The organism is Cohnella sp. LGH, assembly GCF_017671885.1.
Lineage (GTDB): Bacteria > Bacillota > Bacilli > Paenibacillales > Paenibacillaceae > Cohnella > Cohnella phaseoli.
This window is the reverse complement of sequence record NZ_CP072117.1, coordinates 6884342-6909743: the sequence shown is the minus strand read 5'-3', so window position 1 is coordinate 6909743 and position 25402 is coordinate 6884342. Positions and strand designations below refer to the sequence as shown.

At 55.6% G+C, this 25402-nt stretch carries 24 protein-coding genes; 6 read left to right on the top strand and 18 right to left on the bottom strand.

Translation table 11 applies throughout. The annotated features are described in order from the left end of the window. Positions 1–158 precede the first annotated feature (158 nt). The gene (locus J4772_RS28660) at positions 159–2852 is read right to left on the bottom strand and encodes a glycoside hydrolase family 78 protein (protein ID WP_209072487.1); all 2694 of its coding nucleotides are present in this window, start codon (positions 2850–2852) and stop codon (positions 159–161) included. A 125-nt stretch (positions 2853–2977) separates the two neighbouring features. On the opposite strand from J4772_RS28660, the gene J4772_RS28655 reads away from it, so the two are divergent. After that, positions 2978–3844: an AraC family transcriptional regulator gene (locus J4772_RS28655; protein ID WP_209072486.1), complete on the top strand. Its 867-nt coding sequence runs from the start codon at positions 2978–2980 to the stop codon at positions 3842–3844. 37 nt (positions 3845–3881) lie between these two features. On the opposite strand, the gene J4772_RS28650 is transcribed toward J4772_RS28655, so the two are convergent. The 3 genes from J4772_RS28650 to J4772_RS28640 form a co-directional block, all read right to left on the bottom strand. After that, on the bottom strand, positions 3882–4241 hold the full coding sequence (locus J4772_RS28650; RefSeq protein ID WP_116063656.1) for a response regulator: 360 nt from the start codon (positions 4239–4241) through the stop codon (positions 3882–3884). A gap of 99 nt (positions 4242–4340) precedes the next feature. Beyond that, on the bottom strand, positions 4341–4916 hold the full coding sequence (locus J4772_RS28645) for a beta-class carbonic anhydrase (protein ID WP_209072485.1): 576 nt from the start codon (positions 4914–4916) through the stop codon (positions 4341–4343). Positions 4917–5005: 89 nt separating this feature from the next. Continuing rightward, complete coding sequence (locus J4772_RS28640) at positions 5006–5932, bottom strand: S66 peptidase family protein (protein WP_209072484.1); 927 nt, start codon at positions 5930–5932, stop codon at positions 5006–5008. 140 nt (positions 5933–6072) lie between these two features. Here J4772_RS28640 and J4772_RS28635 point away from each other — a divergent pair, with 140 nt between their 5' ends. The 3 genes from J4772_RS28635 to J4772_RS28625 all read left to right on the top strand — a co-directional run bounded on the left by J4772_RS28635 (position 6073) and on the right by J4772_RS28625 (position 8345). Next, positions 6073–7221 carry a DUF4062 domain-containing protein gene (locus J4772_RS28635; RefSeq protein WP_209072483.1) on the top strand — a complete coding sequence of 383 codons (1149 nt, stop codon included), beginning with the start codon at positions 6073–6075 and terminating at the stop codon, positions 7219–7221. After that, the gene (locus J4772_RS28630; RefSeq protein WP_116063660.1) at positions 7218–7403 is read left to right on the top strand and encodes a hypothetical protein; all 186 of its coding nucleotides are present in this window, start codon (positions 7218–7220) and stop codon (positions 7401–7403) included. Before J4772_RS28635 ends, J4772_RS28630 begins: the two co-directional genes overlap by 4 nt. Positions 7404–7475: 72 nt before the next feature. After that, a complete protein-coding gene (locus J4772_RS28625) occupies positions 7476–8345 on the top strand; it encodes a VOC family protein (RefSeq protein WP_209072482.1) in 870 nt (289 codons plus the stop codon). Positions 8346–8424: 79 nt separating this feature from the next. Here J4772_RS28625 and J4772_RS28620 read toward each other — a convergent pair whose 3' ends face one another. The 11 genes from J4772_RS28620 to J4772_RS28570 all read right to left on the bottom strand — a co-directional run bounded on the left by J4772_RS28620 (position 8425) and on the right by J4772_RS28570 (position 21413). Continuing rightward, the gene (locus J4772_RS28620) at positions 8425–9198 is read right to left on the bottom strand and encodes a hypothetical protein (protein WP_209072481.1); all 774 of its coding nucleotides are present in this window, start codon (positions 9196–9198) and stop codon (positions 8425–8427) included. 148 nt (positions 9199–9346) lie between these two features. After that, positions 9347–9958 (bottom strand): BsuPI-related putative proteinase inhibitor, encoded by a 612-nt coding sequence (locus J4772_RS28615; RefSeq protein ID WP_209072480.1) that lies wholly within the window; start codon positions 9956–9958, stop codon positions 9347–9349. 494 nt (positions 9959–10452) lie between these two features. After that, positions 10453–11658, bottom strand: a complete 1206-nt coding sequence (locus tag J4772_RS28610) for an MFS transporter (RefSeq protein WP_116063694.1) — start codon at positions 11656–11658, stop codon at positions 10453–10455. A 224-nt stretch (positions 11659–11882) separates the two neighbouring features. Beyond that, positions 11883–14117 (bottom strand): carboxypeptidase-like regulatory domain-containing protein, encoded by a 2235-nt coding sequence (locus J4772_RS28605; protein ID WP_209072479.1) that lies wholly within the window; start codon positions 14115–14117, stop codon positions 11883–11885. Beyond that, positions 14095–14418: a hypothetical protein gene (locus tag J4772_RS28600; protein ID WP_209072478.1), complete on the bottom strand. Its 324-nt coding sequence runs from the start codon at positions 14416–14418 to the stop codon at positions 14095–14097. The genes J4772_RS28605 and J4772_RS28600 overlap by 23 nt, the downstream gene beginning before the upstream one ends. Then, on the bottom strand, positions 14411–15028 hold the full coding sequence (locus tag J4772_RS28595; RefSeq protein ID WP_371822768.1) for a sigma-70 family RNA polymerase sigma factor: 618 nt from the start codon (positions 15026–15028) through the stop codon (positions 14411–14413). Before J4772_RS28595 ends, J4772_RS28600 begins: the two co-directional genes overlap by 8 nt. Positions 15029–15375: 347 nt before the next feature. Then, entirely contained in the window at positions 15376–15519 is a 144-nt protein-coding gene (locus J4772_RS28590; RefSeq protein ID WP_209072477.1) for a hypothetical protein, read from the bottom strand. 6 nt (positions 15520–15525) lie between these two features. Beyond that, on the bottom strand, positions 15526–16266 hold the full coding sequence (locus J4772_RS28585; RefSeq protein WP_209072476.1) for a stalk domain-containing protein: 741 nt from the start codon (positions 16264–16266) through the stop codon (positions 15526–15528). Between the two features lie 118 nt (positions 16267–16384). Further along, positions 16385–18454 (bottom strand): LuxR family transcriptional regulator, encoded by a 2070-nt coding sequence (locus J4772_RS37425; protein WP_305827772.1) that lies wholly within the window; start codon positions 18452–18454, stop codon positions 16385–16387. A 667-nt stretch (positions 18455–19121) separates the two neighbouring features. After that, positions 19122–19802: a queuosine precursor transporter gene (locus tag J4772_RS28575; RefSeq protein WP_116063668.1), complete on the bottom strand. Its 681-nt coding sequence runs from the start codon at positions 19800–19802 to the stop codon at positions 19122–19124. Positions 19803–19955: 153 nt separating this feature from the next. Continuing rightward, positions 19956–21413, bottom strand: coding sequence for a DHA2 family efflux MFS transporter permease subunit (locus J4772_RS28570; RefSeq protein ID WP_209072475.1), 1458 nt, complete (start codon positions 21411–21413; stop codon positions 19956–19958). Between the two features lie 118 nt (positions 21414–21531). Between J4772_RS28570 and J4772_RS28565 the strand changes: the two genes are divergently transcribed. After that, entirely contained in the window at positions 21532–22098 is a 567-nt protein-coding gene (locus tag J4772_RS28565) for a PadR family transcriptional regulator (protein WP_116063670.1), read from the top strand. A 67-nt stretch (positions 22099–22165) separates the two neighbouring features. Here J4772_RS28565 and J4772_RS28560 read toward each other — a convergent pair whose 3' ends face one another. Both J4772_RS28560 and J4772_RS28555 read right to left on the bottom strand, forming a co-directional pair. Beyond that, positions 22166–22327: a hypothetical protein gene (locus J4772_RS28560; protein ID WP_209072474.1), complete on the bottom strand. Its 162-nt coding sequence runs from the start codon at positions 22325–22327 to the stop codon at positions 22166–22168. Between the two features lie 60 nt (positions 22328–22387). After that, positions 22388–22921 (bottom strand): DoxX family membrane protein, encoded by a 534-nt coding sequence (locus J4772_RS28555; protein ID WP_209072473.1) that lies wholly within the window; start codon positions 22919–22921, stop codon positions 22388–22390. A gap of 204 nt (positions 22922–23125) precedes the next feature. Between J4772_RS28555 and J4772_RS28550 the strand changes: the two genes are divergently transcribed. Further along, positions 23126–24142: a YpdA family putative bacillithiol disulfide reductase gene (locus tag J4772_RS28550; protein ID WP_209072472.1), complete on the top strand. Its 1017-nt coding sequence runs from the start codon at positions 23126–23128 to the stop codon at positions 24140–24142. A gap of 237 nt (positions 24143–24379) precedes the next feature. On the opposite strand, the gene J4772_RS28545 is transcribed toward J4772_RS28550, so the two are convergent. Further along, on the bottom strand, positions 24380–25390 hold the full coding sequence (locus J4772_RS28545; RefSeq protein ID WP_209077496.1) for a sensor histidine kinase: 1011 nt from the start codon (positions 25388–25390) through the stop codon (positions 24380–24382). Between the last annotated feature and the right edge of the window lie 12 nt (positions 25391–25402).

Below are 25402 nucleotides of genomic sequence, written 5' to 3'. Positions count from 1 at the left end.
TTAAAGTTATCCCAGAATAAAAAAATCATACCATCACGGAGCCGAAGCTGCATGAAGGTATGATGAACATTAGATGAAGGTTTCATGAAGGCAAAGAAAATAATGATGCTAACAATGCAGATTACAGCCCAATACGCACCGAAAAGATATAACCCGAACTACTCGGCGGCTTGCGGCTGAGCGACTGCCCAATTGAAGCTGTACTGCCCGGAGCCGACCGTCAGCTCCACTCCGCTCTCCGCTTCCCGAACGGCGGCAACGCCATCGGCCGCTTCCAGCTTCGAGCCGTTCTCTCTCGCCGTCTCGAGAGTCGCGTTGGGCAGCAAAATCTCCGCCGTCGTATTCGCCGGAACCGTTACCTCGAGCGTCATTCCGTCGTCCGTACGCTTCCAGCAGCTGCGAATTTCGCCGTACATCGTTTCCAGGCGCGCTTCCGCCCAGTCCAGTCCTTCGCCCGGCTGCGGACGGATGAGAATCTTCTTGTAGCCCGCGACCCGTTCGTCCATATCGATGCCGGCAACGCGACGATACAGCCAATCGCCGATCGCTCCGTAAGCGTAATGGTTGAACGAATTCATATCCGCGCTCCAGAACGAGCCGTCCTCCTTGATGCCGTCCCAGTGCTCCCAAATCGTCGTCGCGCCTTTGGTGACCTGGTACAGCCAGGAAGGATAATCCTGTTGGAACAGCAGCTTGTAAGCCGCGTCGTTGTGACCGTTGTCGGTCAGCGCAAAGTTCAAGTAAGGCGTGCCGACAAAGCCCGTCGTCAAATGGAATTTGCTTTCCTCCATCAGCTCCATCAGCTTGGCGACCGCGCGTTCTTTAGCTTTCCCGTCCAGAATGCCGAACACGAGGCCGAGCACTTGAGCGGTCTGGGTCGGTACAGTCAGTCTTCCGTTCGGACTTACGAACTCATCGTAATACGCCGCTACGATTCCTTCGTACAGCTTGCCGTACTTGGCGGCGTCCTCTTCCTTCCCAAGCGCCTCGGCCGTCTTCCTCAGCAGCGATGTGGAATAGGCGTAAAACGCCGTAGCGATATAATCGCGGTCGGTCGCGCCAATATAGGTGTCCGGCTTGGAATCGAGACCGAGCCAGTCTCCGAAATGGAAGCCCGTATTCCACAGCAGCTCGTTGTCGCCCTGCTTGCGGATATACTCTACCCAGGCTTTCATGCTCTCATACTGCTCCTCCAAAATTCTTTTGTCCCCGTAGCAGAGATAGATCGTCCAAGGGCAGATGACCGCCGCGTCTCCCCAAGCGGAGGAGGAGTGGGAATTCTCGTCCAGCACGTTCGGAATGACGAAAGGAACGCCGCCGTCTTCGCGTTGGTCGGTGGCCAAATCGCGGCTCCACTTCGTAAAGAACGGGGCGACATTCCGCAAGTATGCGGCCGTGCGGATGAACATCTGGGCGTCCCCCGTCCAGCCGAGCCGTTCGTCGCGCTGAGGGCAATCCGTCGGCACATCGAGGAAATTGCCTTTCAGCCCCCACTCGATGTTGTGCTGCAGTTGATTAACTAGCGGGTCCGAGCATTCGAAGCTTCCGGTCGGAGCCATGTCGCTGTGCAGCACAATGCCGGTGAAATCCTCCAAGCGAATCGTCTCCGGGAAACCGGTCAGCCGTACGTATCTGAACCCTTGGAAGGAAAATCTCGGTTCGTACGTTTCCGCTTCTCCTCCCTTCAGGATGTAGCGAATTTCCTGTTTGGCCGCACGCAGGTTGGTCATATAGAAGTTGCCCTCCTTGTCCAAAACCTCCGCATGATGCAGCACGACTTCCGTGCCGGCCTCGCCTTTTACCGTGAATTTCATCCAGCCGACCATATTTTGCCCCAGATCGAGCACGGTTTCGCCAAGAGGAGTCTTAATCAGCTCGATCGGCTTGATTTCCTCGAATTTGCGTACCGGATCGTTCTCCTGCATGATCAGCACGTCCTTCGACTGCTCCACGACGGCGACCGCCTCCCACTTGCCGTCGTCAAAGCCGGACGCGCTCCAGCCGGGAATCTCCAGGCGAGCGTCGTAAGTCTCTCCGTGATAAATTTCGGACATCAGAATCTGGCTAGGCGCCGTACGCCAGCTTTCATCCGAAACGACCGTCTCTTCCGTGCCGTCGTCGTACTCGATGTGCAGCTGCAGGAATAGCGCCTGCCGGTTTCCGTACAGACAGTAATGATCTTTCCAGGCCAACGGGCCCTTGTACCATCCGTTGCCCAGCATCGCGCCGATCGCGTTCTCGCCCTCATTCAGCATCGCCGTGACGTCGTAGGCCTGTACCTGAATCCGGTGCTCGTAATTCGTCCATCCGGGAGTAAAATACTCGTCCCCGACCCGCGTGCCGTTCAGCTCCAGCTCATAAAGGCCGAGAGCGCTGGCATATGCCCGTGCGCGTCTGACGCCCTTACCGACCGCAAAGCTTCGGCGAAGCATCGGACTCCGCTCCTCGTAGGAAGCCGGTTTCTCGGCCAGCTGCTCCGCCGGCTTGGAGACGCCGATCCATTTTGCGACCCATTCGCTCTTATCCAGAATGCCCATTTCGAACCAGGCCGCCTCCGACCATTCCGAGGCTTCGCCGCTTGCGCTCCATGCTCTGACGCGGTAATGATAACGCTTGCGCGACGCTACCTCCAAATCGCCCAGCTCGACGTGCAGCGACTGTTCGGATTGTATTTTCCCCGAGCCCCATACGGCCGAATCGAAGTCCGCGCTCTCCGCAACCTCGATCTCGTAGGCGCTCTGAACGATCGACCTAGCCTCGGACTTCAGCTTCCAACTGATGCGCGGCCGCTTTACCTCAATCCCGAGCGGATTCCGCTTGTACTCGCAACGCAATTCGATAACTTGCAACATGGATAAACCACGACCCCTCTCTTACTGCCGAATTGCCTCTATGATATAATGGTTCCCAAGAAAAGTATCGGGGTATAACGGACATTTCGATTAGGATTTTCGGACATTTTGCAGGCGGTGATTGTGTGAATCCGATTCATACTTTGAAGGGCGACTACTTCTTCCTCCACGACCGGCTCGTCTATGTCAATCGGGCGTCCGAGGACTTCGAGGCGCCGGTGCACGACCACGACTTTATCGAATTCGCCTTCGTTGCCGAAGGAACCGGCTTCCACCATATCGACGGACAGGTTCACCCGATTCGCAAGGGTCAGCTCTTCCATATTCCGATCGGCGTGCCGCACGTGTTTCGTCCCGCTTATGTGGATGTGGCCAAGCATCCGCTGACCGTCTACAACTGCGTCTTCTCTCCTGCGCTGCTCGGAAGACTTGCCGGCTTCGTCTCGGAAACGCAGCTGGTACAATTCATCTCCGACCTTCGGGACGGCTCCGTTTCCTATTTTTACTTGTCCGATGCCGACGATTCGATCGAGCGGCTGGTGCTGGCGATGCACCGCGAATTTTCCATGCCGAGGGCGGCGTCTTCCGACTATCTGGACACGATGCTGATCCAGCTTCTCATCGTTGTGCATAGGCTGCGGCAGCATGCCCCCTCCTCCTCGACGCGCAAGCTGACGCAGTTCGATCACCTTCTGTCCTACATGGAGCAGCATCTCGCCGAGCCGCTGTCGCTGCAGCGATTGGCGACGCTTAGCCGCTGGAGCGAGCGGCATTTGCAGCGCTTGTTCAGACAGCATACCGAGCAATCGTTCAATAGCTATCTTCAGGCTTTGCGGATTCAGAAAAGCTGCGAGCTGCTGCGAAGCACCGGACACAAGATCGGCTCCATCGCCGAAATGGTCGGCTATAAGGACAACGCCTCGTTCCTCTCCGTCTTCAAGCGAATTGCGGGCATGACGCCGAACGAATATCGAAAAGCCGCTCCCCGATGAGGAGCGGCTAATTATGTGCGGCGGCAGAGCGACCGGCTTATCCGATGGCCTTCGAGACCGCTTCGAGAACCCGGTTCGACTGAAACGGCTTCACGATAAAATCTTTGGCCCCGCTTTGAATCGCTTCGATGATCAGATTTTTCTGCCCCATGGCGGAGCACATGACAACGTTGGCGGAAGGATCGATCTTGCGAATTTCCTTCAGCGCCTCCACGCCCTCCATGACGGGCATCGTAATGTCCATCGTCACCAAATCGGGACGCAGCGCTCTGTACTTGTCCACCGCTTCCATGCCGTTCGCCGCCTCGGACACAACCTCGTGGCCCGCTTTTACCAAAATATCCTTCAGCATCGCCCGCAAAAACGCGGCATCGTCGACGACCATAATTTTCGCCATTTTGTTCAACCTCCCGAACATAGAGAACTTTGTCTCTATCATACTAGAAGGCTATAAACAAATTCTGAACAAATGACGAAGCCCGCTTCCGAAGAGCTTTTATTTCGCTTGAGCTTGCTCGTAACCGTTGATCAGCCACTCCAGCTTGCCCGTCTCCGGATGAATGAGGAAACCGTGCACCGGTACGAACGAAGGTACCAACGGATGGCGGCGGATCATGCCTACGCTATGACGAACGCCGTCCTCCGGCTTATCGAAGCCCTTCAGAAACTTTTCCATCCGAATGCCCGAATTCTCGAGCGTGTCCAGCACAACGTCCGAGATGCCATTCTTCTTAAACTTCTCCACCAGCGCTCCGGAATCGAGCTGAGTCATGCCGCAGCCGTGGTGGCCGATAACGAGCACTTCCTTGGCTCCCATCTCGTGAATGGCGATCAGAATGCTCCGCATGGCGCTTCCGAACGGCTGCGTCAGCACCGCGCCCGCGTTCTTAATGAACTTGGCATCGCCGTTGCGCAGATTCAGCGCTTTGGGCAGCAGCTCAACCAGCCGCGTATCCATACAGGTTAGAATGGCTACCTTCTTCTCCGGAAATTTATCCGTTAAATATTGCTCGTACTGACGTTGATCTACAAATTGGTCGTTGAACTCCAGGATATCGCTGACAAATGACATGCGTGTTCCCCTTTCCTGATGCGTTAAAAAGATGACAAGGCAAATATCATCTCTTAATTTTATTTCTATTTGCTTCAAAATGCAAAAGGTTATATATAGGCAACTGCCGGCTCCAACCAAGTCAGCGTCCCTTCGTCAGCGTTCAGATTCACGAAGGCGCCGATCGGAACGGCCGCCTTGTACATGCCGTGACCGGATGCCAGCCCCGTTACGAGCGGCTTGCCCAGCGGAACGATAAACTCGTCGATGACGTCCTCGTACGATTTGCCGTAAGCGTCTTGGCACCCCGTGCATTCGCCCATGACGATGCCCCGGCAATCCCGGAACTTTCCGGCAAGACGCAGCTGCTCCAGATAACGGAACACCGTATTCGCCGGCTCATGGACCTCTTCCAGCAGCAGGACTTTGCCTCGCGTATCGATCTCGTAAGGCGTTCCGAGCGTGCCCGTCAGAGAAGTCAGGTTGCCTCCGACGATCGGACCGCTGACGTTGCCGGACACTTTGGAAACTAGCGGTATACCGGCAGGATTGTCCAGCGCGCGCGGCACTGCCGCCAGGGACGTAGCGGTAAAAAACTGCGCGAAATTGTACGGAGGCGTATCCGGCCTGAAATCGATCAGCATCAGGCTGTGCAGCGTTACGATTCCGGACAGCTGCGTCAGCGCGTTCAGCAGAACGGTAATATCGCTGTAGCCGCTGACGATTTTCGGATGCCTGCGGATGAACCCGAAATCCAGATAGGGCAAAATCCCTTCCACGCCCACTCCTCCGCGAGACGGCAAAATAAGCCGCACGTTAGGGTCGGCGAACATGCTCATCAAATCCTCCGCTCTCTCGCGGGCAGTTCCCGCCAGGAAACCGTTCTCGTCATAGATATGCCGCCCGACAACGACGTTCAGACCAAGCGACTGCAAGTAGGCGATCCGAGCGTCAATCGTCGCCGGCGCGAGCGGACTTCCCAGCGTAACGATCCCGACCGTGTCACCTCGCTGTAGAGCCAGTGGTTTAATCGCCATCCCGACAGTCACTCCCTAGCGTTTGTTGTTGCTATATATATGTTTGCCGCGACCGTGATAGCCTAGCTAAGTTCAGGATGCCTCCGCTCCTTCTATGGGTTACAATGGAAGAAAACGTATGGAGGGGGCGAGATAATAACTTGGCTAAAACAAAAATCTTTATCAGCTCGGTCAACGAGGACGGACTGAAGCGGCTGCGCAAGGAGGCGTTTGACGAACTAAGGAAGCTGGGGCACGAACCGATCATGTGGGAGGAAAATCTCGGACCTTGGCCGGCTCATACGGACACCGTCTCCAAGTGTCTCGACGCGGTCGGAGAAGCCGACATCTTCCTGCTCTTCGTCGGCAGTCGGGGCGGCACCTACTACAAGGAAGCGCAGCGGACAGTGACCCACATGGAATTTATTCAGGCCTACGACAAAAGCAAAACTCTGCTTGTGTTCGTGGATACGACGGTCAAAGCGGTGTTCTTCGGCACGGCGCGACAGTGGATTGACGACTTTCGCGAGCAGTACATCTCCGAGGCCGGCCGCTCCCCGTCAGCCGACGAAGTACTGGCCGCCCTTCGGCATCATCCCGGCTTGCCGGCGCATATCGATCCGTACGTCTGGTTCTTGCTTCACGATCTGTCCGTCCGCAACGTCTTTATGGACGATCTCTCCCTTGGCGTTACGATCGATTGGCGGAATTATTTCAGCGATCTGTTGCGGCGCGGCTCCATGCTGCTTCCGCTCAGCCGCTCCATCGCGGAGACCGGCCGCAGGCTGGCGCAATCGGACGAAGCGTTCCGCTTGCTATCCGAGCTCATCTCTCTACAGCCGAAAACGGGAGGCACGGATTACGAATCGATCCTGAACGCGGTTGCGGGCCGAATGACGGGCGGGAGAATTGAACAGCGTTACGGGCCCTACGTATCGGAGAAAGTCGGGACGTATGGCGATTGCATCGGAGCGACTCTTTACGTCCGGGAAGGCGACAAAATGCGCTTCGTCGCCAAATGCGCCGACGTCGCTTGGAACCGCTCGTTCCGGCTGGACGACAAAAGCTCCTACGTTGCGCTCACCTACCAGATGAATAAGGATATTGTCCACTATACGCAGAGCAAAACGATGTTTTACGCTTGCTTCAAGCATGGCGAGCATGTGCTTACGCTGCACTATCCCGCCGATCCGGATTGGGACAACCGCAAATACATTACCTATCAAGAAAGCGTTAATGATGCTATAATGAATAAAAATCCGTATGTCGTCTTAATGGTCAAAATGATTTTGGGAGGTTTGCCGACATGAACGTCTACGTATCGAAGAACGGCAAAGTCAGTCTGGCCGTCGGCGAGCAGCCGAAGGACGCGCTCTTGTTCGCTCCAGCCAAGAAGTCGGCGACGCAGCTCGTGCAAGAAGATTTGTCCGCTTGGAAAATCAGCAACTCCCTCATTCAGGAACGATTCGCCCAAGCTACGCAAAGACAATAAATCGCGATAAAATCATAACTGCCCGCAGGCTGCATGCCTGACGGGCAGTTTTTTAACGGAGGTATGACGATCGTGAACCGCTCCATCCACCCGGAAACCTCGCTTGGTCGGCTACGGCTCAGAGTCGGCGATCTTGAACGCTCCATCCGCTTTTACCTGGACGTCATCGGCTTTCGCTTGCTCGATCGCGCCGACAATACAGCGTCGCTTACAGTTGACGGTCAAACCGAATTTCTCCTGCTGGAGGAAATTCCGAACGCTGTCGTCACTCCGGAAAGATCGGCGGCAGGCTTGTACCACTTCGCCATTCTCGTGCCTACCCGGGAGCAGCTCGGTTTGTCGCTCCGCCGGCTTGTCGAGGCCGGCATTCCGATCGGCCAAGGCGATCACCTGGTCAGCGAAGCTCTGTACCTCTCCGATCCGGATAACAACGGAATCGAGATTTATTGCGACCGACCGCGCTCGCAGTGGCGCAAAGACGCCGACGGCAATTACATTATGGCGACCGATCCGGTGGACATCCGGGGACTGCTGAATTTGGCGGGAGACAAGCCTTGGAACGGGCTGCCTTCCGCCACGATACTGGGCCACATCCATCTGCACGTGAGCGATCTTGCCGCGTCCCGCGCGTTCTATTGCGATGTCATCGGCTTCGATCTCGTCGCGGATCTCGGCCGGACGATGCGTGCCTGCTTTATCTCCGCCGGCGGCTACCATCATCATATCGGCTTTAACGTATGGGCCGGCGTCGGCGCCTCTCTGGCTCCCGCTAACGCAACCGGGATTGCCTACTTCACGATCGCGGTTCCCGATGCGGCGGAGCTTGAACGAATCGTCGCCGACCTGGAGCGCGCCGGTTTTGAAGCGAAGCGGATAGCCGATTATGTGCAGACGCATGACCCCTCCGGCATCGAGATTCGCTTGACGGCGACCGGCGGCTGAGGTAATGAGGCGGACGGATTGTCCGAACATAGAAAGGGACGGATTGTCCGGGCGTTTCCCGGTAATCCGTCCTCTTGTTTTATTCTGCCGCGCTGTCGGAAGCCGCGCCCGGCTTGACATGCTTGCCGAATCCGCCATGACCGCGCTCGCCGCCTCCGAAGCGGAAGCCTCCGTTCACGATCCGTTCAGCCTGCTCGCCCGCTTCCGCAAGCCTCTTGTCCGCTTGCTCCTGCGTGATCTCCCCGGCCTGAAGCGCCTCGCCGACGCGCTTCTCGATCGCCGTCTTCTGCGCGTCTACGAGCTTCTGAACGTCTATCCCCTTATCTCCGGCCACGTCTGCGAGCGAATTGCCTTCCTTAAGCTGCGCCTTCAATTCGTCCGCTGTTAAACCCAACGCTTCAGCAATTGCAGTCAGATCGCCTGCGCCGATTTTCCCGCCTTTATGGCCAAGCTCTCCTCCTGTATGAGGTTTGGCGTCAATCATCGCGTCTAATCCTTCGGCGAACTGCTGCTTCCGCTCCTCCAATTGCCGATTATACGCTGCGGTCAGAGCCGACTTCAGACTATCCCTGCTTACTCCCTGCTGGTCCGCGATTTCGCCCAGCGTCAGGCCGGATTTGGCCTTTTCGCGATAGGCATCCTTGTCCAGCTTCAACAGCTCCAGCACTTCCTCGCCGACTGCTCCTCTGCCGGACAGTTCCGGCCCGAAGCCTCTATGACCTTTGTCTACAGGAGCTGCCGTCGCCGATTCGGATGGAGACACACTGCCGGACGTCGTCGCCGCATAAGCGGAGAACGGAATCATGACCGCCAGAGCGGCCGTAATGCCAAGCGTCTTTACCGTTTTTCTCATCTTTGGTCCTCCTTGATAGGGAAATGGGTCTTACCTCGTCCAGTATCGCCGTCAATGCTGAGCGAGGGCTGAAGCCCACCTTAGGGGAACCTTAGCGCTGGCTGAAAGTTGGTTGAAAAGGGAACGCCTTACATTCTTAGCTCCGCCGCTATCTCCTCAAAATCAAGTCGGTCTCAGCCGTTAATTGCGCGGGATCCAGCGCCTGGCCGTCCGGCAGTTCCACCGCCGCAGCGATACTCAAGCGCAAAGTGTAAATGCCATTCGGCACCGCATCGCCTTGATTGTCCGTCCAGTCCCACTCCTCCTCGAACTCGATCGAATCGGACGGCTTTAGCTTCATCTCAATCAATGCCTGCGTAAAGCTCTTATCGTTTGACCACCTGTAAATCTCCTCATCCCCACTATCGTACACGGCAAAATCGTAGCGCATTCCTGAGCCGAACGTCAGCTTCAGCTCCCGGTCGGATAGGTTATCCAAGGAGAAAAGGAGCTTAACGCTGTCCTTGTCCATCTTGGTCTGCAGCTTCGTTTGCAATAAACCCTGGACGTAAACCGGCTGCTGCTTACGGATGAGAGGCAGAGACTCCGCTTCCGTTTGTTTATAGACTTGCACGTCTTCCGCTGCCGCAGGCGCCGTGTCTGCCAACGAGGACTGCGTTCCCTGCGACGGATCGAGTTGATCCACCTTCTTGGCAGCGCAGCTGACAATGAGCAGCAGCGTTCCTAATGCGACCGCAAGTAGAGCTAGCCGTAGTTTCACCGTTTATCCCCCGCGTTTCTTTTTTAGAATGGACGTTCTACCGTTAAGACGCTGTTTCTTTGTTTGTAAACGAAAATGAATGGCGATATGTTGCTTCTATGTCCGGTCTCTAGCGTCGAGCACAAACCGCGGTTGCTGCCCCGTTCGTTCGAGGGAGGAGTGCACGCCTTGTTGAGTTAAAGCGGAAACTCCTCTTTAAATTCGCCGCCACACCCCTTTCGAGCAATTTAAAGCGGGTTTTCCACACTAATTCCCCAATTATCCTATTTTGTTAAAATTAGAACGGATTTTCCGCTTTAAATTTGCGCAATTTCCACTTTCGACAAAATTAACGCGGACTTCCCGCTCTATACCATTCTGCCCTTTCCCTTTACCCGACAGAACAGAAAGGAACGGACAAATCAGCCCTTCATTTCCGCAACTTCTCCGCTTCGTCGCGACTGCCCGTCGCACTAAAAAGCCGCCTCGGCAACGAGACGGCTCTCTTATCCTCATTAAATTTTGCCAAGCCAGGCGCCCGGTTTTTTCTTCGGACGATCCGGCGGCAGCAGTATCGCGAACAGACCGACAAGCGGGAAAAAGCTAAGCACAAACATAACGTCGTTGATGCCGAACATGTCGATAGACTGCCCAAGAGCAATGCCGCCGATCGCCCCCATCCCGAAGGCGAGACCGGTCGTAAGTCCGGAGGCCATGCCTACATTCGCGGGCATCAGGTACTGCGCGTAAACAACGCTCACGGAGAAGCCGGACAAAATGATAAATCCGAGCAGCATAATGACCGGATACACCCAGAACAGCGGCAGATGAGGCAGCAGCAGCGCAAGCGGGGAAGCGCCGGCGATCGAAAATACGATCATGTTTTTCAGACCGAATTTATCTGCAAGCACGCCTCCGAAAAATGTCCCAAGCACGCCCGCAGCCAGAAACAGAAATACGGGAATTTGCGCCTGCTGCGTTGTTAACCCGTAATCGAACTTCAAGTAAAACTGATAAAAGCTGCCGATCCCGGAATGGTACCAGGAACGCGCGAATACGAGAAATACGAGCATTCCCATCGCGAATTTGACTCTCGGATGACTCGCTTTCTCGACAACCGTCGCTCCGGATGCCCTTGCGGCAGCCGTTGCCGTGCGTTCCCGCTCCCACTCGGCGAGCTTGCGCTTATACCAGGGAAGGAGGCCTAGCAGCACCGCAATCGCGAAGCCGGCGAACACCGTGCCCCAAATCGCGCCGATCTGGCCCATATGCACGAAGATGAGCGCCGTCATCAACGGACCGAGCGTGCTTCCCGTATTGCCGCCGACCTGATAGACGGACTGGGCGAAGCCCCTTCGCCCTCCGGCTGCAAAGTAGACGACCCGCGAGCTTTCCGGATGGAAAACCGCCGATCCGATTCCGATAAAGACAACCGCCAGCAACAGCATCCAAAGATGCGAAGCGAACGCCAGCCCGACCATGCCGACCAGACTAAGCCCCATCGCAACCGGCAGCAGATTCGGGAGCGACCGCTTATCCGAATACAAGCCGACGACGGGCTGCATGACCGATGAAGTCATATTGAGCATAAAACCGATCCAGCCAAGCTGGAGCATCGAGAGATTGAGCGATTCCTGCAAAATCGGATACAGGGCCGGTACAACCGCCTGCATGGAATCGTTCAGCATATGGGCAAGGCTAATAGCGAGTAGAACGGGCATCACTGTCTTCGTCCCCGGACTCGCTGCCGTGCCTTTAACTCCTGCGATTGAAGCCACAACTTTCCCTCCGTATGCGCTTATGAATTATACCAGTGTAGATTTGCGGTACGGGGAAGTCAAGCCAAGCAATCGCGAGCTTGACGGCAGAAAAGCCCGCTCAAGGCGGGCGTTTCCTCTCAGGGGACAGAATATGACTTTTTGCAGACGTCGGCGAAGACTCCTTCTTAGTTGACGTTGCGCAAGGCGGTTACGAAAGCTTGCAGCATCGGTGCTCCGACAGCATCCAACGTCTGCGAATCTTCGTCGAAATAAGCTTCCAAAGCGCCCTTAAGAAGTTGGCCGTACGACGCCTTCATTTCGCTTTCCTCAATCGCCATTGCCTCGACTAGTCGGCTCCATTCGGGAGAATGGCTATCGTAAGGCGCGATTTCCGGGTAATCGGCCGCCAGCCCGGCAACCTTCTCTAACAATTCGCCGGCATACAGTTCGGCGGCCAAATAATGGCCGACGAAACGATGTGTACGATCGCGCTTCAACGCTTCGCGGAACTGCACGAGCGCTTCTTCCGTCCGCCTTTGCTTCATAAGGGAGGTCGCGTAACGAGATTGCGTATAGCCGTCCGTTATCCCACCGCTCGCCTTCAAATATTCTTCGTAATACTTCTCGGCCTCGCTCCATTCCTTGCGCGAGTCGTAGTAGTCGAACAATCCGAAGAGCACGCCTTTCTTGCCGGGAACCAGCTTGAGCAGCGCCTTCAAATAAGCAATCGACTCCGCCCGCAGCTCTGCCGATTCGTTAAAAGCGGACTGCGCTCCATAGATGCGAGTAATCATATAAAGGCTGTGACGATCTTGCGTATCGGCCTCGTAAGCCCGCCTGTACTCCGCCAGCCCCTCGTCCAAACGGCCGTCCAGCATGAGGCGGTCGGCAGCGGTCAACGTCCGTTCCTTCAAATAAAAGAACGGCAGCGCCCCCATCGTAGCCTCGTTCAGCCGATAGCCGTTGCTTCTCGCGATCAGCCTGCCGTCGTTATCGTACGCTTCCACATACCACGAGTAGCGGAGCTCCGGATTCGAGAAGCCGAGAAGCGTAGCGGAGTCGGGTACTGACCTGCCATCCTCATCGCGGGAAACGAACCCGCTCGGAGCTTCATACAAGCTCTGGACGGGCAATGCGATCTCGGATTGCGCAATTCGATCCTCAATAATGCTGCTCGTCGACCCATTCTCGATCGGAATCGTACCGTACAGCGCGTAATAGGAAGCCCCCTCGATCGGCTCCCAAGAAAACTTCACCGTCGCTCCGGTCAGCTTCGCCTCGTTCACCGGTTCCTTGATCGAGATTAAGGGACGAAGGGTAACGGTTTCCGTCAACGTATCGCCGTCCTCGACGACGATCCAATCGTCGTTCATTGCAGGCCATGTCCAGCCGTCGATTTGATCGAACGGCAGGCCGAGATACAGTTGATAGTTGCCCGGAATAACGTTGTTGAATTCGTAGCGCCCTTGAGCGTCTGTAAAGATCTGGTACGGCTCTCCGTCCACGATACTGTGGTTAACGTCCCGCTCGCTTCTCAGGAACACACCCACGCGGCCCAACAGCTTGCCGTCGCTCCGCCGCACCGTCCCGGACACGGTCGCCCCGCTCCCGTTCATCGCCTTCTCCAGCTGCATCCGCAGCAGCTTCAGCTCCTCCAGCTTGGCCGGAACGAACTCCTCGTTGTCCGGAAGCTCGGACTTGAGCTGCCCGATCCGCTCCTCCAAAGCTTTCAGTTCGCGATCCACCGCTTGAATAGCGTCCTCGCCCTTTCCTTGTCCAACCAGAAGCTGCGCCTTGAACTGGACAACCGAACCGGAGAAATCGAGATCCGTGGACGCCGGCTCTGCCTCCAACCGTTCAATGAGCCTCATCGCTTCTCCAGACTTCCCTATCTGCGCATATACCTTCGCCCGTTCCAGCATCAGCTTCCCTCGCCAGGTTCCGCCCCGCTCTTCCGCCTGCTCCAGCAGGCCCAGCGCCTGGTCGGAACGCCCCTCGCCCATATAATATTGCACCAATTGAGTCGCCGCCCTGAACCGATAGCTATCCGCCGGTCCGTCCGCTACGTACTCCAGCAAATACGGCAGCATCTCCTCCCAGCTCCAGTGCCGGGTATTCTCGTTTTGCGGAGAACCGCTCCATACCGAGGACGGACCGACGTACACGTCGAACCCCCGTGCCGGAGAAGCTCCAACGTAGGAAATCATATATTCGCTAATCAGCTCCAGCCTTTGGGACGAGGTCGCCCGATCGATAGCTGCCAGCATCGCTTCCTTGCCTCCGGGCGCGCCGGCTGCATAATCCTGAATAGCCGCCCGAACCTGAAGCTTCGGGATAACGACCAGTTGAAGCAGAGACACCGCTGCGCCTATGAGCAGAGTTGCGATGACGAGATGCTTAACCTTGATCCTTATTTTCAATAGCTGCCACCGCCCTCTCGTAATCGTCCTTCCAGTACGTATTGCCGCCGACTTCGACCAATTCTCTACGATTGTCCGCTGCCTCGCTGCCGTCGTCCGAGAAGCTGCGCAACTGGGAGGCGGCGGCAACGGCCAACAGGATGACAAAGCTTAGCCCGAGCGGCACGATCGGAAGCTCAAGCTCCATGTTCCACAGCGCCAGCAGCCGGTCGCTCCAAGACCGGGGGTGCGTTCTCCGCACGACGTCCTCCTGTCCGCCGAACCGCAGCTCCTCCAACTCCTCGCGCAGCCTTTTATTCATAGATTCCCGCTCCATCTTCATCCCCCTTCTCCAGCAGCGTTCGCAATCTCGTGCGTCCTCGGGACAGTCTGGCTTTTACCGTATTCTCGTTGCTGCCGAGCTGCTCTGCGATTTCCAACACGCTTAGCTCGTTAAAATAATAGAGTGCGATAACTTCCCGGTACTTGTAATCCAGCTCATGGATCGCCTCGCTTAATCGTTCGGCGCGCCATTGCGCCAGCAGCAGCTCCTCCGGCCCAGGCTCGGCTTCCTCTGCCAAGCTCTCTACGCGATCGAACGGAAACAGACTTCTCCAGTTCCAGGTCCGCATCCTCATCCGACAGCGGTTGGCGACGATCCGCAGCAGCCAGCTTCGCAGCTTGTCGGGCTGCTTAAGCTGATCGATCTTGGCGTACGCCTGCACGAACGCATCCATGACCGCCTCCTCGGCAGCCTGCCGATCCTTCACGAGCAAGTAGGCGGTGCGCAACAGTTCGTCGCCGTACGCCATCATCAGCTCGCGCAACGCGGATTCGTCCTTGGCGATTAATCTTCTCACGACATCCAGACCGGCTTCCCTCCCTACAAGAATAAGATGCGTCCCGAACCGATCAGGTTGCAAACACGCCAAATAAAACGAAAAGTGCCCCTCTCGCGCATTAAAGAATGTTAGAATAAGGAAAAACAACGTGGAGGACTGGCAATGACTGAGGATTTTTATTGCGATGAGGTATTAAGCGGTCGCACTTCCGTGCAGAAAGTACCTTTACGCTAGTTGATTCACTCGCATTCCTTCCTCGAAAAATGGGACATGCACGGCTGCAAGCGCCGCTAATCGGCCCTTACGGACCAGCGGCGCTCGCAGCGCATCCATCTATTCGTCATTACGGGCTTACAGGCATCCGGGCTTGCGACCTTCAGCATCCGGACAATGGCCGACGCCGCATCCGCCCGCGTGGACAGCGTCTGCGGCGCAAACTAGTCGGGCAAGTCGCCGACGATAATAATTCCGGTCTCCGCAGCCTTGTTAACGGACGGCTTAGCCCATGCCGGAATCGCCTCATAAATCTGCTCCTTGTCCCTGAACGCCAATTGGCCTGCGGAATCCGCCTGATTCAGCAATATCGCTCAGCTTGCAGCCGGCTCGCTGTCGAAATAGGACGTATCCATAATTCTCGCATAAATGTAAGGATTCAAGTTATGACTTTGCACGTGGATTTTGATTTTGTCGAGGCCCGCTACGTTAAACTCCATACGGGTGGCCGAATCCTCCAGGCTTGCCGTATGCGTTTCGAGAGCGGTAAGCGCCGTGTTGCCGGCTTCACCCCCCGCATTGTACAGCGTAAATTCCACATCGTGCTCTCCCGGGCTGACGATGGCGGCATCCAGAACAAGACGCTTATACTTGCGGTCCAAAGTAAAAATAATATCGCCGTACTGGTCGATTTTCAGAACTTGTTTGTATTGCTTCTCGTTGACTCGCGTTTCTCCCGGATCGCGCGTCGCGACGACATAGATGTTGTCGATCTCCATCGGCATCGCGAAGATCGGCGTCTGCGCTCCCGGTTGGTCTCCGATATAAATTTTTTGCGTGGCGGCGTCGAATTTGACCGGCACTTTTAATGCTTCGGCTACAGCGCGAACTGGTAAATAGTTGACCCCGTTATAGTATATCGCCGACATAGGTTTGCCGTTAGCGTCTTTGGGCTGCCACGCTTCGCCGTTAAGCACGAAGGTCGCGCTCCGGTTAAAAAAAGCCTTGATCGGCTCCAGGTTGACGGCCGCATACGCGGACCCGATAGAGCTGGACAATAGCGCGACAATAAATAAAGCGACTAACGTCGATTTCTTCCTCCAAAACCTCATCATTATAAAACACACCCTTCCGCATACGCGTTTTCATACCAAGCAGTTCCAGCTTAGCACCGTGCGATGGCGGCGGGTATTATCTGAAAGTCGTAAAAAAGTAGCAAAATGGAGGGGGATGTCAACGCCCCGAACCGGCTCCGTTCGGCGGAGACCGGCGCCCCGCATGCAAGTTGAGCAGCTGCGTACGTTTCTTGATTTGAAGCTTGCCATAGATGTTGGTAACATGCCTCTTGACCGTCGCTTCGCTCAGAAACAGCTTCTGAGCAATCTCCAGATTGGAGCAGTCCTGGACCATAAGATCGACGACCTCCCTCTCGCGTTTGGATAACAGCTCAAAGCGATCTTCCCCGTCGTGGCGAGCCTGCGAGATTCCGACCGCGGCAATCATTCGGTTCAAGTAATCCTGTAGCCTGGATCCTCTTGTATCCAGCGCGAAATAAGGCGTCGGCTTGCCGTCGCCGTATTCGAAGTGAACGATCTCCTTGACTCTCTCGAACCCCAGCCCGCGGAAAATGGCATGAAAGAAAGGAATCGCCGGGGAAGTCGTCACCATCAGTCCGGCGGAAAGCATGTATTGAATGAACGTTAGTCCGGCCATATGACATAGCGTAGGATCGGAATAATCGCTCACTTCGATAAACATAACGAAATACCCGGCCGCTTGTTCGCGCGGAGTTCTCAGCCGCTCCAGCTCGGGCTTGGACAGACTGGAGAAATAGGCGGAGAACAGCGGGTGAGTCAGCAAGTAGTCCAGCGTACGCTCATGAATCGGCAGCACTCCCGCCATTCCGCAAATGCAGCCGCGAGCGTCCCTGAGCAGCTTGACGATACTCGGGTCTAGACGATACAGCTCATGCAGGTTCAAATGCCGATAGATGTTAATGCAATCGGAAGCTTCCATAAAGTATTCGAATGGCTCTCCGGATTCCGGATTGTGCCCGTTGATGCGAACATCGCGAGCCGAAGCAAGCCTGGCCGCGATATATTGCTCGGCTTCCGTCCAGTTCGCCGGACTTAGCGCCTCCGCGAATCCGCTGACGAACTGCTGATAAAATAAAGTGCGCACCAGACGATCGCCGATATAGTACACCCAGTCCGATCTTTCCCACGCGGAGGGGATGGCGGGCGGCTTTTTTTTCAAGGCGAGATAGTAGAAGGTCACGCATCGCTTCCACAAGCGATCGTAGTAATTCGGCGCCCGCTGGCGCAGCTCGTAGCCGATGGCGTCGCGCAGCATATCGTGCAGCACCCAGCCGTTGTCGGTCTTGCGGACGAACGAGAATCCGGTCAGTTGGAGGAATTGCTCCGTCGGCATCGGCTTCTCCAGCACGAAGCTCAGCAGCTCTTGATTGAAGCGCCGCAAGACGGCCGCCGCCTCTACCGCTTCCCGGACGGCGGCATTCGGCACTTCCTTCAACCAGACGCTGACCGTCTGTGCGAAAGCGTTTTCGATCACTGCGGCATGAGCAGGCAGCACGGATTGGGCAAGCGTAGTCGAGACGAACAGGGATAATGTCAACGGATGTCCCCTTGTGCGACTCCATGCCTGGCGAACGAGCTCTTCCCGCTCAATCCCCGAGCGGCTCAAATATTGCTTCACGGCCCGGTAATCCAGCTCTTCCAGCGGCATCCGCACGATCAGTTGGCGCCAAGCCGGAGAAGCGAGCCACGGCCCCTGCAATGGAGTTCTGCCGGATATGACGATCCGAACGTCCGGGCTCAGCCGCGGTAGAAATTCCTCCCGCAGCCACCCCTCCAATTCTCCGATCTCTTCGAACGTATCGAGAGCCAGAACCCGTTTTCCGCCGCCTGCGGGATCGCGCAGTTCATCCAATACAAGCTCCGTCAGCGAATGAACATCCTGAGCCAGAGCGTTCAGTCGTTCCGGCGAATAGCCCAGGGAACGCAGCAGTTGCCGGCAGAAGCCGACTGACTCCGGGCCAAGCGCGCGGCAATCTAAGAGAAGATACGGAATACGGGCCGCTTCGGATAGTCGGCGAAACTCATCCAGCAGGTAACTCTTCCCGGCCCCCCCCGTGCCATACACATTAAGAATGCATCCTTCGGAGGAACCGCTCTCCAGCCGCCGCGCGTAAACGTCAAGCTCCCGTTCCCTGCCCACGAAATATTGCCGCTCCAGGCGGTCAATCTCTCCGGCAAGACTTGGCACTCGAATGTCCTTCTCCATCGCGATCCGCTCACCTCGTCGCTTTATCCGCCCTTGAGCTCGGATCGTCCGATCCCGCTCCGATAATCTCTTCCGACAATCTCTTCCTATAATTGTAACAGATGCGGATTTTACTTAGATAGAGGAAATGGAAGACCCAGAAGCACAATTGCTAAAGATGATCGATAGACAAAGTAAGGGGTATGTACCTCCTGGAGACCTAATCATGACCCACAACGTTTACAATTTATTGGATATTAAACTTTTACGACGGATCTATTTGCACACATGAGCTTACGCAGGGAAGTTAGTCGGAAATTCGTACAACGCAGCTCGAACCAGGCTTAAATGGCGGACTTTTGTAGGAAAAACCGCACAAAGCAACTCGGATCAGACTCAAACGACGAACGTTTGTAGGAAAAATCGTATAAATCAACCAAGGTCAGGAATTCTATGTCACTAAAGCGTCTCCGATAATTTTACGAATAACTTCTGGGAATTATCTGGAAGTGTTGTGGGTCATGATTAGCCTGGAGACTGCCTCATACGCTTCTGAAATTACCTTGCAACGGGTTTACCATTCCCATTTCAGGAGCGTATAGCATCGGAAGGAGGTACATACCCCTTGAGCCTTTATCATCGATTATCTTTCACAGTAACTTGAAGTACTTATGGGACAGCCTCTTGCTTACGCTTCCTTAAACTTAAAGCTGCGAGCCCAGTATATGACCGGAGTCGAAGCAACCGAAATGACGAATTTGAGCAGATAAGTCGTAATCGCGATTTCCCACCAGATGTCCCAAGTGTACTCTCCGGCAAACGCGATCGTGCAAAATACCAGCGTATCGACCATCTGGCTGACGCCGATGCTTCCGTTAAGGCGAATCCATAGCTGGTTGCGCGACGGAAATTTGGCTCTGAGCTTGCTGAATATTTTCACATCGAGAAATTGGCTGACGAAGTAGGCTGCGAGACTGCCCAGCGCAATGCGCGGAGCCAAGCCGAAAATCGTCTGCAGTGCGGGATCGCCGAAGTCCGTCTCCTGCGGCTGAAAGACGAGCACCATCTGCATAATCGCCGTCGACATGAGCAGGAAGAAAAATCCGAACCAGACCGCTTTCCTCGCTTCCTTCTCTCCGAACTTCTCATTGATCAAGTCTGTCGTCAAATAAATCGTGCCGTACATCGTGTTGCCCAGCGTCATGACGAATCCGAACATGCCGATCGTCTTCACCACCTGTATGTTGGCCAGTATGACGGCGGCCGCCACCCAGGCGTACAGACCGTTCTTGCCGAACATCCGATAGCAGAGCAAGAACAGCGCGAAGTTGACCAGGACGAATAGAACGCCCCAACCGAAATTGAACATAGAAAACCAGCCTCCTAGTTTTGATAACGCGGGAGTTTTCGAACCGCGGCCCTCATTCGCCGGGGCATGCGTCAAACGACTTATTATAGCATGAAAAAGCCGGAAGTCGGATGGATTGTTTTCCCATCGACTTCCGGCTTCTATCCGATCCCGTTAAGCGGCTTTACGCTCCGGACGCTCGTCTCTCGGCAGCTTGACCTTGCCGACGAACAGGCTCAGCGGAAGCGCGGCTACGGCGATGAACGTCGCGACCAAGTAGACGTCGTTCACGCTCATCGTAAACGACATCGCCGAGATGTAAGCCACGTCGTTCTCCCCCGCCTGGGCGAAGGCAGCGCCATGGTGCGCGGATCTTGTCGCCAGCATCGTCGTGAAGATGGCGATGGCGAACGATCCGAACACGTTGCGGGTCCAGTTCATAATCGCGGACGCATGTCCCGACAGCTCGCGCGGCACCAGCTCCATGCCTGCGTTGCTGGCCGGCATCATGACGAGGGCGATGCCCAGATTGCGGACGACCATCCAGAACAGTATATAGCCGTGAGACACATCGATGCTCAGCCAGCTTAGCGTCAGCGTTCCGACCGTCAGCAAAATAATGCCGACAAACATGAGCCAGCGAGGACCGACCGAATTGTATAGCTTCCCGATAATCGGCATCACAAGCGCCATAGCCAGCGAAGCCGGCAGCAGGATAAGTCCGGTATCCATGGCCGATACGTGCTGGATACGCTGCAGGAATACAGGGGTCAAGAAAGTGCCGGAGTACAGGCTGATTGTCAAAATGTTCGTGATAATGACATTGATCGTATATCTGCCGTTGCGGAATACCCGCAAATCCAGCAGCGGGGACTTGGCCGTCAGCTCCCTCCAGGCGAACAACGCAAGCACGAGCAAGCCTCCGATAAGCAGCGTCAGCGTTTCCCAGGAGCTCCATCCCCATTTGTGCCCCTGCCCTAGCGCGAGCAGCAAGGATGTGCTGCTGACGATAACCGTTACGAATCCCAACGCATCGAAACTCTTGGGCACGTTTAGCCGATAATAAGGAATATACACCGCGACGCACCAGATTGCGATCAGACCGATCGGCACGTTCATGAGGAACAGCCATTGCCAATCGTAGTTTTGCAGCAGCCAGCCGCTGAGCGTCGGGCCGAATGCCGGCGCCATCATCGAAGCCAGCCCCCATAGCGCCATCGCCATCGCTTGCTTTTCTCTCGGAATGATCTGATAGATAAGAGCCATCGTCGCTGGAATAATAAGACCGCTGAAGGCTCCCTGCAGCACGCGGAACGCGATCAGCGAGGTTTCGTCCCATGCGGCCGCGCACAGAGCCGAGGATAGCGTAAAGCCGATCAAGGAAAACAAGTATAACCGTTTGTAGCTGAACTTCTCTCCCAAATACCCTACGATCGGCGCCGTCGTGCCCATTGCGAGCATAAAGCCGGTCAGCGTCCATGTGATCGTGTCCAAACTCGTCTGAAAATGATCCTTCAATATCTCCAAGGCGATATTGATCGTGCTGGATGCTAAAATACATAGAAACGATCCTATAAATATTGCAACCATTATCGGCATGAAACGTATTTCTTGATTATTGCGTTGTTCCATTGTGATTTCTCCGCGCCTCCGATTATCCTTATGTATTTTTTTACATAATTGCTGGCAAGGAAATAATAATAACGCCAAAATCTCCATCTGTCAAAGTATGTGATCTGGAGGATTCGCCATGAATACATTGGCCTATGGCTTGCTAAGCCTGCTCTCCCATTCTCCCTTGTCAGGATACGATCTGACGCAGAGAATCCAGCCATTCTGGCCGGCCAAGCATAGTCAAATCTATCCGCTGCTCGCGCGGCTCGAGAAATACGACATGGTTTCCTGCGAATTGATTCAGCAGAGCGACAAGCCGGACAAGAAGGTATACTCCATTCAGGAAAAGGGCCTCGACGCCTTGCGAAAGTGGCTGGCTCTCCCCGCATCCGATCCGGTCATGCGCGACGAACTGATGCTAAAGGCTTTCTGCATTTCCCAAGTAGAGCCGACGGTATCGCGCGATCTGTTCGCGGCCCGGTTGGAGCATTACAAAGCCAAGTCGCAGCGGCTCAACGATAAAATTCAGTCCGTGCGACATATGGCCAATGCTGGAGAAGACGGAATTCCGCCGTATGATTCCCCTTACTTCGGCGCTTACATTCTGCTGAACAAAGGCAAATTGACGTGCCGGACGAACATCGAGTGGTGCGAGTGGGTGCTGTCGATCATTCCGCACGGCTCCGGAAATACCGTCGATTAAACGCCAAGAAGCTCCATCCGCTGCTCGGTTATGAGCGCGGATGGAGCTTTTTGACTTTTGCACAACCCTATACGGATTTCATTGCGTCCGCTTCCCAGGCGGCGCGCCTCTCGTTCAAACGTTTATGCGCAGCGGCGGACATCAGGATGCTAATCTCGAACAACAGTAAAAACGGCGCTAGAATAAGCAGGTTCGACAGCAGATCGGGCGGAGCAATCAAGGTGGACATTAAAACAAAGGCTGTCTCCTCCCTGATGGGACGGGCAGCCTTCGATTCATTTCCAAGCCTTTATACCGTACGAGCATCCGTAGGGGTTCCTCCTTTACCTCCGGTCAGCTTCTTCCAGCCGATACGAATCCACGGGAGAAGGAAGTAATCGAGTCCGAATTTGCCGGCGTTCGCCCCGCCGACCAAGACCAGAATGCCGAGCAGCGTCAGCCAAGGGTTAGTCGATACCGTTCCGGCAAACAGGAACAGGAAGTTCATCATCAAGCCGAAAAATGCCGCCGCTGCCGTCAATCCTCCGACGATAAGGCCCAGGCCGACGAGGAATTCTCCGACCGGAATCAGGAAGTTGATCAGCTTGACGCTTGGCAAGGCAAAATGCTCCAGAAACCCCGTATAAGTCGGATAGATCGCTTCGTTCGTCGCTTTGTCCATGACCGGACTTTCAATCGCCTTTTTCAGAAAGCCCGACGCGTCGAACCCTTCGCCGGTCAGCTTATGCCAGCCCGCTTCAAGCCATTGCCAGCCCAAGTAAATCCGAAGCAGAGTAAAGGCCGCCGCTGCCCAGACGTTTTCTCTCAGAAATTTGAACACCATTAACGCCATCTCCCATCGTTTTCTCTTCTCCCTACGCCTCCATTATCGCTTTATTTCCCGCCTAAATATGTGAATTAAATCACAAAGTATGGGTGGAGAAATGAACAAATGGTGAAAATGCGAAGCGGATTCGATGCGGTGTTTCGAAGGGAGCCGCTAGACGTGGTACAATGAGAGACAAAAGCACCGAATTGGAGATTGGTTATGAGCGCACACGAGAACGTACAGAATGAGCAAGTCCTGATTATCGGAGCCGGCCCTTGCGGCTTGTCCGCCGCCCTCGAGCTGCAAGCCGTCGGCATCGAGCCGCTATTAATCGAGAAGCACGCTGTTGTCCATTCCATCTATCAGTATCCGACCTATATGAACTTCTTCAGTACCGCCGAGTTGCTGGAAATCGGAGGCATTCCGTTCACAACCCCCAGCGACAAGCCGTCTCGCCGCGAGGCGCTGCAGTACTACCGGGACGTGGCGCTGCGGCGGAAGCTGCGCATTCGCGCTTACGAGGAAGCGGCTGCGATCCGGCCGCAGCCCGACGGCTCGTTCCTTGTCGAAACCGTCGACCGATTCGGCGGCAAGCGCGTGTATGCGACTGGCCATGTCGTCGTTGCAACAGGCTATTTCGACCATCCGAACATGCTGGGCATCCCCGGCGAGGAGCTGCCAAAGGTGACCCATTTCTTCGGTGAGGCCCACCCGTATACCGGCATGAAGGTGACGATTATCGGCGGCAACAACTCCGCGGTGGATGCGGCGATGGAGCTGCTAAGGGTAGGAGCGGAAATTACCGTCGTATATCGGGGAGAAAACTATTCGCCCAGCATCAAGCCTTGGGTTCGGCCGCTGTTCGAAGGCAATGTGAACAAAGGCAGCATCCGGATGCTGTTCTCCTCGCAGGTCGTGCGCATCGATCCGGACAGTGTGACGATTCAGCCGCTAGCGGACGGCGCTGCTCCTTACCGGATCGACAACGACTTCGTGCTGGCGCTGACGGGCTTCCGACCGGAGCGAACTCTGCTGACCGATGCGGGAGCGACGGTTAATCCGGAGACGACGGTGCCCTCCTTCGACCCGGAGACGATGGAAACGGATGTGCCGGGGCTCTTCATCGCCGGCGTCATCGCCGCCGGACGGGAAGCGAACGAAATCTTCATCGAGAGCGGACGGCATCACGGCAAGCTGATCGCGCAGCGAATTGTCGCATTGACGGGCCGGGAGTAGATGCATTTCGATCTGTCTGAGCTGATGCCGGGCGGATAGGTACGTGCGAAGGGCTTATTTGATCCGGCAGGGGTGTTTCCGGACAAATAGGTACGCGGCACGGTCCTATTCGCTCTGCCCGGGGTGTTTCCGGACGAATAAGTACGCGGGACGGGCTTATTTAGACGCCCCCGAGTCGATGGAGAATTCCCCCCTGCGCCTTGTTCGCCGATTACCTCTTACAGCAACTTGTTTGGCTTACGGGATAGACTGTCCGCTTTGCTGCTGCGGAATGATAAGGGAGACGCGCGTGCCTTGGCCCGGAACGGAAAGAATGTGAAGCTCGCTCCCAATCGCCCGTGCCCGCTCTTCCATGCTGAACAGACCGACGCCTTCCTTGCTGCCGTCCCGAACAAAGCCTTTGCCTTGGTCCTCGATCGACACTTGAACATGGGAGTCGTTATCCCGAACGTCGACGGACGCTTCCGATACGTCGGCATAACGGCCGACGTTCGTCAGAGCTTCCTGAATGACGCGATAGATGGTCGTCTCCTCTTGAATGTTCAGCCTCTTTTTCAAGTTGGAGGAAAATGCGACCTGAATGCCGTAATGCTTGGAGTAGGTGTCCAAATACGTGCGCAGCGCAGGGATGACGCCTAGATCGTCCAGTACGGAAGGCCTCAGCTCCCAGGCGAGCCCGCGTACGTCCGCCATCAGGTTCGCGATCTGCTCCCGCACTTTGTTCAAATGATCGTAAGCGCCGCTAGACAGAACCGCATCGACGGAAATAAGCAGAGAGAACAGGCTTTGCCCGATTCCATCGTGCAAATCGCGCGAGAAGCGCCGCCTTTCCTCTTCTTGAATACGCATCATCTGCGAGAGCAGCAGCTGCAGCTCTTCCTCGGCTTGCCTGCGCGCCGTCACCTCATGACGGATAGACAAATATTGATACGGTTTTCCCGCTGCGTTCAGGAAAGGAACGATCGTCGTGTCGACCCAATAGTAGTTTCCGTTTTTGCCGCGGTTTTTAATCTCGCCCTTCCAGACGCTGCCCGAGCCGATCGTACGCCACAGCTCTTTCATAAACTCCTTGCCATGGTGACCCGAATTGATAATCCGATGATCCTGCCCCATCAATTCTTCGCGCGAATAGCCGGAGATGGCGCAGAACCGGTCGTTGACATACTGGATTTTGCCCGTACGGTCGGTTATCGCGACGATCGACGCCTCGTCCAGCGCGTACTTCAGATCGGACAGCTGCTTAAGCATAATCTCGTGCGA

Bases quoted from the DNA above. Each gene is read 5' to 3' on its own strand.
- J4772_RS28560 (WP_209072474.1), bottom strand. From the start codon at position 22,327: ATGTCCACCTTGATTGCTCCGCCCGATCTGCTGTCGAACCTGCTTATT.
- J4772_RS28660 (WP_209072487.1), bottom strand. From the start codon at position 2,852: ATGTTGCAAGTTATCGAATTGCGTTGCGAGTACAAGCGGAATCCGCTC.
- J4772_RS28610 (WP_116063694.1), bottom strand. From the start codon at position 11,658: ATGCCCGTTCTACTCGCTATTAGCCTTGCCCATATGCTGAACGATTCC.
- J4772_RS28585 (WP_209072476.1), bottom strand. From the start codon at position 16,266: ATGATGAGGTTTTGGAGGAAGAAATCGACGTTAGTCGCTTTATTTATT.
- J4772_RS28545 (WP_209077496.1), bottom strand. From the start codon at position 25,390: ATGCTTAAGCAGCTGTCCGATCTGAAGTACGCGCTGGACGAGGCGTCG.
- J4772_RS28600 (WP_209072478.1), bottom strand. From the start codon at position 14,418: ATGAATAAAAGGCTGCGCGAGGAGTTGGAGGAGCTGCGGTTCGGCGGA.
- J4772_RS37425 (WP_305827772.1), bottom strand. From the start codon at position 18,454: ATGGAGAAGGACATTCGAGTGCCAAGTCTTGCCGGAGAGATTGACCGC.
- J4772_RS28650 (WP_116063656.1), bottom strand. From the start codon at position 4,241: ATGGCGAAAATTATGGTCGTCGACGATGCCGCGTTTTTGCGGGCGATG.
- J4772_RS28640 (WP_209072484.1), bottom strand. From the start codon at position 5,932: ATGGCGATTAAACCACTGGCTCTACAGCGAGGTGACACGGTCGGGATC.
- J4772_RS28555 (WP_209072473.1), bottom strand. From the start codon at position 22,921: ATGGTGTTCAAATTTCTGAGAGAAAACGTCTGGGCAGCGGCGGCCTTT.
- J4772_RS28645 (WP_209072485.1), bottom strand. From the start codon at position 4,916: ATGTCATTTGTCAGCGATATCCTGGAGTTCAACGACCAATTTGTAGAT.
- J4772_RS28565 (WP_116063670.1), top strand. From the start codon at position 21,532: ATGAATACATTGGCCTATGGCTTGCTAAGCCTGCTCTCCCATTCTCCC.
- J4772_RS28575 (WP_116063668.1), bottom strand. From the start codon at position 19,802: ATGTTCAATTTCGGTTGGGGCGTTCTATTCGTCCTGGTCAACTTCGCG.
- J4772_RS28570 (WP_209072475.1), bottom strand. From the start codon at position 21,413: ATGGAACAACGCAATAATCAAGAAATACGTTTCATGCCGATAATGGTT.
- J4772_RS28550 (WP_209072472.1), top strand. From the start codon at position 23,126: ATGAGCGCACACGAGAACGTACAGAATGAGCAAGTCCTGATTATCGGA.
- J4772_RS28630 (WP_116063660.1), top strand. From the start codon at position 7,218: ATGAACGTCTACGTATCGAAGAACGGCAAAGTCAGTCTGGCCGTCGGC.
- J4772_RS28620 (WP_209072481.1), bottom strand. From the start codon at position 9,198: ATGAGAAAAACGGTAAAGACGCTTGGCATTACGGCCGCTCTGGCGGTC.